The 1,981-nt window shown below is 73.3% G+C and carries 2 protein-coding genes; one reads left to right on the forward strand and one right to left on the reverse strand.

Translation table 11 applies throughout. The annotated features are described in order from the left end of the window. Nucleotides 1-27 precede the first annotated feature (27 nt). Nucleotides 28-1,218 (reverse strand): MFS transporter, encoded by a 1,191-nt coding sequence (locus AB0M20_RS40550; RefSeq protein ID WP_364306509.1) that lies wholly within the window; start codon nucleotides 1,216-1,218, stop codon nucleotides 28-30. Nucleotides 1,219-1,277: 59 nt separating this feature from the next. Between AB0M20_RS40550 and AB0M20_RS40555 the strand changes: the two genes are divergently transcribed. Then, complete coding sequence (locus tag AB0M20_RS40555) at nucleotides 1,278-1,931, forward strand: nitroreductase family protein (RefSeq protein WP_364306511.1); 654 nt, start codon at nucleotides 1,278-1,280, stop codon at nucleotides 1,929-1,931. The last annotated feature ends 50 nt before the right edge of the window (nucleotides 1,932-1,981 follow it).

Consider the following 1,981-nt stretch of genomic DNA (forward strand, 5'->3'; position numbering starts at 1 on the left):
GTGGGCTACCACTCAGATCTCGCCGCGTCAGATCTGGCGGTCGCGGCCCGCCTGGAAGCCCGCGATCACCTGCGGGACCATCAGGGCGACCATGAAACCCAGGGGCAGGCGCCAGCCGCCGGACGTGTCGTGCAGCATGCCGACCAGGATCGGGCCGGGGATGGCGATGATGTAGCCGACGCCCTGGCCGAACGCGGAGAGCCGCACCACGCTCGCCGCCGTGCGGCCGCGCAGCGCGATCATCGTGAGCACCAGCGGGAACGCGCAGTTGACGATGCCCAGCAGGACCGCCCACACCCAGGGCGCGGCGGCCGGGTCCCACCACAGGCCGGCGTACCCGGCGATGCCCGCCACACCGAGGGCCAGCGCGATCATCGACTGGCTCCGGAGCCGGCCGGCGTACGAGGTGACCAGGAAGCCGAGCGGCACGCCCAGGAACGAGGTGACCGCGAAGAGCACGCCGGCGGTCTCGGCGGAGAGGCCGGCGTCGCGGAAGATCTGCGGCAGCCAGCCGATCATCACGTACGCGGAGGTGGACTGCATGCCGAAGTAGACGGCCACGGCCCAGCCCACCCCGGTCCGGGCGACGCGCAGCGTCTGCTCCCCCGGCACCGGCGCTTCGGCGGCCGGCCGGGGCTCCCGCATGAGCGCCAGCCACGGCGGCACGGCCAGCGCCGCGATCACCGCCCAGAACCCCAGCCCGAGCCGCCAGTCGTCGCCGAAGACCCCGGCCAGCGGCACGGTCGTCCCGGCCGCCACCGCGGCGCCCAGGTTGAGGGCGAGCGAGTAGATGCCGGTGAACATGCCGGCGCGAGCCGCGAAGCGCTCCTTGACGATCATCGGCAGCAGCACGTTGACGACCGCGATGCCGGCCAGCGCGACGCCGCTGAGCAGGATGAAGACGACCGTACCCGGGGCGAAGGGCCGCACCGCCAGGCCGAGGGTGAGCACCGCCAGCCCGGTCGCGACCACCGCCGACGGGCCGAACCGCCGGGCCAGCCGTGGCGCGGCGAAACCGACCGACGCGAAGCACACCACCGGCAGCGAGGTCAGCAGGCCGGCCACCGTGCCGCTCATGCCGAGACCGGCCCGGATCTCGGCCAGCACCGGGCCGACGCTGGTGACGGCGAGACGCAGATTGACCGCGGCGAGGACGAGGGCGGCGACCGCGAGAACCATCCCCTGGGCGCCTCTGGCCCGCTTCGTCTCCGTCACCACCGGCCCATCATGTGCACATCGCCTGGCTCCCTGCTCGCGGATGTGGGCAGAATCGCGTCGTGACCCAGACTGAATCGCTGCCCCTGCTCGAGGCGTTGCACTCGACCCCCTCCCGCCGTTTCCTGTCCACCGACCCGATCCCCGACGACGTGCTGTGGGAGCTGCTGGACGCCGCCGTGCGCGGGCCGTCCGGCGGAAACACCCAGCGCTGGGCCTGGATCGTGGTGCGGGACGAGGGGCTCAAGAAGCGGATCGCCGCGTGGTACCGGGACGGGTGGAACAACGCGTACGGGGTGCACAAGGAGCGGATCCTGGCGGGCGGGGACGCCGACGGTGGCGTGGGGCGGCGTGGCTTCCTGGCCGCCGAGCACCTGGCCGAGCACCTGGAGGAGGCGCCGGTGTGGGTGATCCCGGTGCTGCTGGGGGCCGCGGGGTCGAAGAACCCGCGGCTGGGCTCGTCGATCTACGGCGCCGTGCAGCAGCTGATGCTGGCCGCCCGGGCGCACGGCATCGGCTCCACGCTGACCACGTTGCACTCGGCCCACGAGGACGAGGTGCGGGAGGCGCTCGGCCTGCCGGAGGACGCGCTCACGATGGCGCTGATCCCGCTCGGCTACCCGGCGAAGGGCCGCTGGGCGCAGCCGAAGCGCCGCCCGATCGAGGAGGTCGTGCACTTCGACACGTTCGGCAACCAGCGGTCAGCCCGCGGTTGACCCGCCGTCGATCGGCAGCTCCGCGCCGGTGATGAAGGCCGCCTCGTCGC

This window comes from Actinoplanes sp. NPDC051633 (assembly GCF_040681735.1).
GTDB lineage: Bacteria > Actinomycetota > Actinomycetes > Mycobacteriales > Micromonosporaceae > Actinoplanes.